Origin of the sequence: Longibacter sp., assembly GCF_051155795.1 — a bacterium.
In the GTDB taxonomy this organism is placed as follows: domain Bacteria; phylum Bacteroidota; class Rhodothermia; order Rhodothermales; family Salinibacteraceae; genus Longibacter.
Map to the genome: position 1 here is coordinate 1 of NZ_DAXETW010000059.1, position 6,300 is coordinate 6,300.

4 protein-coding genes are annotated in these 6,300 nt (G+C 62.2%); 2 read left to right on the forward strand and 2 right to left on the reverse strand.

The annotated features are described in order from the left end of the window. Together ACFCU0_RS06815 and lipA are read right to left on the reverse strand one after the other, a co-directional pair. A partial coding sequence (locus ACFCU0_RS06815; RefSeq protein WP_434972917.1) for a hypothetical protein occupies positions 1 to 425 on the reverse strand: 425 nt, incomplete at its 3' end. Between the two features lie 346 nt (positions 426 to 771). Beyond that, a complete protein-coding gene (gene lipA / locus ACFCU0_RS06820; RefSeq protein WP_434972918.1) occupies positions 772 to 1,761 on the reverse strand; it encodes a lipoyl synthase in 990 nt (329 codons plus the stop codon). A 471-nt stretch (positions 1,762 to 2,232) separates the two neighbouring features. Here lipA and lat point away from each other — a divergent pair, with 471 nt between their 5' ends. Together lat and ACFCU0_RS06830 are read left to right on the forward strand one after the other, a co-directional pair. Beyond that, positions 2,233 to 3,630: an L-lysine 6-transaminase gene (gene lat / locus ACFCU0_RS06825; RefSeq protein WP_434972919.1), complete on the forward strand. Its 1,398-nt coding sequence runs from the start codon at positions 2,233 to 2,235 to the stop codon at positions 3,628 to 3,630. Between the two features lie 391 nt (positions 3,631 to 4,021). Then, a partial coding sequence (locus ACFCU0_RS06830; RefSeq protein WP_434972920.1) for a S8 family serine peptidase occupies positions 4,022 to 6,300 on the forward strand: 2,279 nt, incomplete at its 3' end.

Below are 6,300 nucleotides of genomic sequence, written 5' to 3' on the forward strand. Positions count from 1 at the left end.
ACTTCGCCCTGTACGCCCTCGATCCGAATAGAGGAGCCGTGATCCTCAATCTCGACCGAGGCCCCGGTCGGGACGGACAGAGTGTAGTACACCTCCGGAACCGATCGGCTGCTCCAGAATCCGCTTTTTTCGACGTCATCGAAGTTGCTTTCAATTTCGACCTCGTCGGCAGAGGCGTCCAATTTAATACGGGTGTCGTCGACCGTCTCCTGGTGCTCGTGCACGATGCGCGCCTCGTACTGCACCTCGCTTCGGTTCCATGCGGAGATGTTGATCTCACCGTCGTGGTTCTCGACGCTGACCGTCCCGTCCGGATCGAGCGGTACGGTATCGACGACGGTGCGCTCGGCGGGTTGCGCCTGCGCGCCGACTGGCAGGGCGACGAGGAGAGATACCGCGATGACGAATCGAGAAAGGATATGCATGGTCGGAGAGGTCAAATAAGAGAGTAGGGTCCGCCGGGTAGGTCGATCGAGCAGATCATCTGGCCGGGGAAAAAACGTCGTCCCCTGTGCCGTCCAAGCACACGGATCAGAGCGTGATGTCGTTACAGATGGCATTACAGGGACCATTTCGCGGGATCGTAGCCACGGCCGTCCATTGGACACTCACACCCGCGTTCTCCAACGCCCCAACGCCTGAACGCGACAACGCCCCAACGCCTGAACGCCCCAACGCGTCAACGCCCCAACGAACAATGTTCAGACGCAAAAAAGCAGCGCCTCCGGATAAGAGACGCTGCTTGGATGCTATGCCCGATGTCAGGATAGACTACACGTGCTTCTCGGCGTGATACGATGACCGTGTAAGCGGGCTCGACTCGACATGCTCGATGCCGAGGTCTTCGCCCACCTCTTTGTACCAGTCAAAGGTATCTGGATGCACCCATTCTTCCACCGGAAGGTGCATCTTCGTGGGCTGCATGTACTGACCGATGGTCATGACGTCAAGGTCGATTTCCACGAAGTCCTTCATCAGGTCGATGACCTCCTCCTCCGTTTCCCCCAGACCCACCATGATGCCGCTCTTCGTCCGGAGCCCATCCTTCTTCGCCCAGTGGAGGACGTCGAGGGAGCGCTGGTAATCTGCCTGCGGCCGGACGCGGCGATAGAGGCGTGGTACGGTCTCCATGTTATGATTGAAAATGTCGGGCCGTGCGTCGAAGACCGTCTGGCAGGCGTCGCGGATACCGCGAAAGTCCGGCGTCAGGACCTCGACCGTGGCGCCGAGGTCGTGAATCCGTCGGATGGTTTCGGCAAAAATCGGAGCCCCTCCGTCTTCGCGCTCGTCGCGGTTGACGCTTGTGATGACGGCGTGCTGCACGCCCATCTTCTCTGCCGCCTCGGCGACGCGTCGCGGTTCGTCCCAGTCAAGGCCTTCATCCGGTCGTCCGGTCTTAATCGCGCAAAAGCCGCATGATCGCGTACACACGTTACCCAGGATCATGAACGTGGCTGTTCCGGCGCTCCAGCACTCGCCCATGTTGGGACAGTTCGCGCTTTCGCAAACCGTATGCAGGTCGTACTCGTCGACGAGGCTGCGAACCTTTTTGAACGACTCACCCTGCGGTAGTTTGACCCGAAGCCAGTCGGGACGACCGCCCCGGCGGTTACGGTTTGTGTTCTCTACGACCGGTAGTTCCAAGAAACCGGGGTCCCCGTCGCCCGTTGATGCCAACGGTTCTTTTTCAGCCGTCTTCAGCTGTACGTCGCCCGGCTTTTTTGGGGTCTGCGGTGGCGCGGTCTCGCGTGTCTCGGACATGCAGAAAATCGATTTGACGGAACAGTTGGCCGGCGAACCCCTGAGCGTCGGTGCTTCCTCGCCGTGAGGTGAGGATTACGTCACGCACCCGGCAAGAAACGATGCTCCAGGCGAGCGATACGCTGTGAAGCGATACGGTGTGCCGGGTCGCAATGACACGACATCAACCGTGTCAGCGGTGCGTCACCTGCTTCGCTTATGCCGGCCAGATGGATGGGAATCGAGGGTGTGCGTGTGTACGACCGACCCGATGGGGCGTTCCTCTTGCAACGTCTCCAACCGGGTGAAGCGACGGGCTGAAACCGGCCCGTTCGGGTCCGCGCCCGTCCCGGTGTCCTTCATGACGAATAGAACCCATTTTCGGTGTGCCGGGGCGACGGTGTAACCGATGTGTCGCGTATGTCCCTACGATTTGTTTCATCTTCTGGAAGCCCTTACATGCAGGTAAACCACGATACTTCGTCCGACGCCATGGCCTCCCATGTCCAGCAATCCGAGCCCGATGTAGGCTCGACGCCGGATGTTCGGAAGTCGCTGTCTCGCCATATGCTCACACAGGGCATGATGGAGATGGTGCTGGACATGGATGAGAGCCGCGGTGTCAAGCTCCGGGACAAGCATTCCGGTCGTGAGTATGTGGATCTCTTCGGTTTCTACGCATCGAGTCCGCTCGGGATGAACCACCCGAAGCTCGCGTCGGACGAAGGTTTCCGTAAGCGACTGATGGATGCGGCCCTCAATAAGGTTACCAACTCCGATGTCATCACGGAGCACATGGGCCGCTTCGTGGATACGTTTAGTCGAGTCGGCATCCCCGATTACCTGCCCTATACCTTCTTTATTTCCGGCGGCGCACTCGCTATCGAGAACGCGCTCAAGACCGCATTCGACTGGAAGGTGCGCAAGAATCATGAGAAGGGATACCGGCGCGAAGTGGGGCACCAGGTGCTGCATCTGGACCAGGCCTTCCACGGGCGGAGCGGCTATACGATGTCGCTGACAAACACGGCCGATCCGCGGAAGACGATGTACTTCCCGAAGTTCGACTGGCCCAGGATCGTGAATCCGAAGGTCCATTTCCCGCTCGATGAAGAAGAGCAGGAGCGGGTCCGCGAGCACGAAGACATGGCCATTCGGCAGGCAAAACGCGCCTTCCACGAGCGCCGCGACGAAATTGCCTGCATCATCCTGGAGCCGATCCAGGGAGAGGGAGGCGACAACCACTTCCGGCCCGAGTTTCTTCACCGCCTCCGGGACCTGGCGCATGAAAACGACGCGCTGCTGATTTTCGATGAGGTGCAGAGCGGCGTCGGAATCACCGGCGAGTTCTGGGCCCACCAGGCGCTCGGCGTGGAGCCGGATATCATCGCGTTCGGCAAGAAGACACAGGTTTGCGGCATTCTTGCGGGCCGACGTCTGGACGAGGTGGACGGGCACGTCTTCCAGACGCCCAGCCGGATTAACTCGACCTGGGGAGGCAACCTCGTCGACATGGTACGCTTCGACCGGATTCTCGAGATTATCGAGGAGGACAACCTCGTCTCCCACGCAGGCGAGGCCGGAACGCACCTGCAGCACCGGCTCCACGAACTGCAGGACGACTTCTCGGTCGTGGAAAACGTGCGCGGTCGAGGGCTCATGTGCGCCTTCGACCTTACGACGGTGGAGATCCGGGATGCCGTTCGCGAGCACACGTTCGACGAAGGAGCGATCGTGCTCGGCTGCGGACACCGCTCGATCCGCTTTCGTTCTCCGCTAACGATCACGAAAGACGAAATCGACCGCGGCGTCGCGTGCCTCCGTCGCGCGCTCGAGACGGTGACCGACGCGCATCATGTTGGCGCATCGGCCAGCGCGACGCATGGCTGACGGCGTTCCCTCGCAGACGGTCAGCGGCTTGTGTGAACGACCCGTATCGCCCGTCTGCAGATCCTCCTGCGGACCGGCGTACGGTCTGATGGTGACGGACGCGCGCGACCGGGCGAACGGATTGGCGTACCGGAAGGCATCTGGTGTACATTTTGCCCCATGCACCTACAGCGCGTGCCCTTTTATCGCGAAGGCTGAGATTCCGCCGAAGCGTCTACTGTCGCACGATCCCCTGTTCACTTGCGCCGCGGCGTAACGGACGGGGGAGCGGCGTCACGGAAGCCACATGCGCCAGGTCGGTTGGGTCTCGCCGGCTTCTCTGCACAATCGGATCGGCTGCGTACGTCGTCGACCGTACCTGGATTGCCACTCTGCATCGACCGGTTTGCGTATGCCTCGTATTGCTACGTTTCTTCTTCTCGTTCTCCTGGCACTCGTCAGCGTGGATACCCACAGCGCGGCTGCTCAGGACCTGTCGCCCGAAGATGCCGCCAAACTCGACGGGCGTCTGCGGGCCATGATCGCTCAGGCCGTCCCGTCCGCCGGTCTCTCCGGGGGGAGTGCATTTGCCGTTTCCCCTGTGACGGACCCCGCCAAGCGAGGTCCCGCCCGGTATTCGGTGATCATTCGGACCGGCGCAGGGGAAGCCCTTCGCGCAGCCGGATACCCGATCGGATCGGCGTTGTCACGGGTCAGCACGGCGCGGCTGACGCCGCAGCAGATCGTCCGCCTTGTGCAGCGTGACGACGTCACCTCCGTCTCCGCTTCCCTTCAGAACGAGCCCCACAACGACGTTGCAGCGGGTCTGTCCGGGATCCGCTCACTGAATAACGGTCGACTGAACGGGACCGCCTATACCGGCGCCGGGGTCGCCGCGTGCATCATCGACAGCGGCATCGACTTCGCGCACCTCGATTTTCGTGACCCGACCGATCCGTCGAACAGCCGGATCCTTTCGATCTGGGATCAGACGTTGACCGCGCAGACCGGCGAGAGCACGCCGTCTGGATACGATTACGGCGTCGAGTACACGCAGACCGAGATCGAAGACGAGATCGACGGCACACCAACCGGTGCCGTTCGACATGAGGATACCGCAGGGCACGGTACGCACGTCGCCGGGACCGTGGCGGGGAACGGCGGGGCCGACCCGGGCGGTCGCTACACGGGCATGGCGCCCGAGGCCTTGCTGATTATCGTTGAGACCGACTTCTCCTTCACGGGCATCATCGACGGTGTCACCTACTGCGGGAACGTAGCGTCAGCGAACGGGATGCCCGTGGTCGCCAACTTCAGTCTTGGCACCGACTACGGGCCGCACGATGGAACGCTGCCCCAGGACATCGCGATTTCCGACTGGGCGACCTCGGCCTCGGGTCGCGCCGCCGTGGCCAGTGCCGGCAACAGTGGGGATGACGACCTCCACGTGTCGGGGACGATCGCCGGGGGTGGCTCGGCAACCGTCGAGGTTGACATTCCCGATTACGGCCCGGCAAACCCCGGGACGGAGAACGACGCCTTCGGCATCGACTTCTGGTTCGACGGGGAGCCGGACGTCGACGTAACAGTGACGACACCGACCGGACACACCGGCACCATGACATTCGGCAGCGACAACACGGTCAACACCCCGGAAGGACAGATCCAGATTATACAGGACACGTCTCCGGACAATGGGGACTACGAGGTGGTCGTACAACTCGTCGATGCGCCGGCAGAAACCGACACGCTGTCGGCCGGAACGCTTACCATTCAGATCAAAAACAACGAGTCGACATCCACTTCCTACCACGGCTGGCGCTATCGAAATAACATCGGTGCCCGTCTCCCGGCTGGGGACAGCGACTACTCGATTGGGTCGCCCGGCTCCGGCCTCGGTATCCTCACCGCCGGCTCCTACGTGCACCAGTGGGCGTGGTGCTCGGACGGGAACGGGTGCTTCACGACGGATTCGCGCGGCGCGCCCAACCGAAGCGACGACATCTCGGCATTCAGCAGTCGCGGACCGCTTCGCGGTGTGTCGCAGGTGAAGCCCGACGTTGCGGCTCCGGGCGAGATGACAGCGTCGGCCTATTCGTCCGATTATTCCACGCCTGGGTGGTACGTGGCGGACGGAGGCAAGCACCGGTTCAGCCGGGGGACCAGCATGTCCTCGCCCGTGGTGGCCGGTGCGGCGGTGCTTCTTCTTCAGCACGACGCAACCCTCACCGTCGATCAACTGCGAGAGGCGCTGCGAACCGGTGCGGCCGGGGATGCCTTTACGGGGTCGGTGCCGAATGTGACCTGGGGCTACGGGAAGCTCGACGCGATCGGAGCGATGAAGCACGTCCTCGATAGCGGTGCGCAGTACGAGCGACAGGTCATCGCGTACGACGCGTGGAGTTCGAGTGAGACGTCGGTGTCGGCGGGGGCCGAGCCGGCTGCCGTGCGGTTCGAGGCGTCGTCCGCCGGGGTTCTGAGCGGAATGCTCTTCCACACGGGTCAAAACCCAACCTTGACCGGCCCGCTCACGGTTGAGATCTGGTCCGACGACGGCAGCGGGACGCCCGATCAGAAGCTGACCTCTTCGCAGACTGTTTCGGCTGATGTACTTCGATCGTATGCCTGGAACTACGTCGACATGGCGTCGCTCGGCTTTGAGGCCGACGCCGGCGTGTCGTACCACGCGGT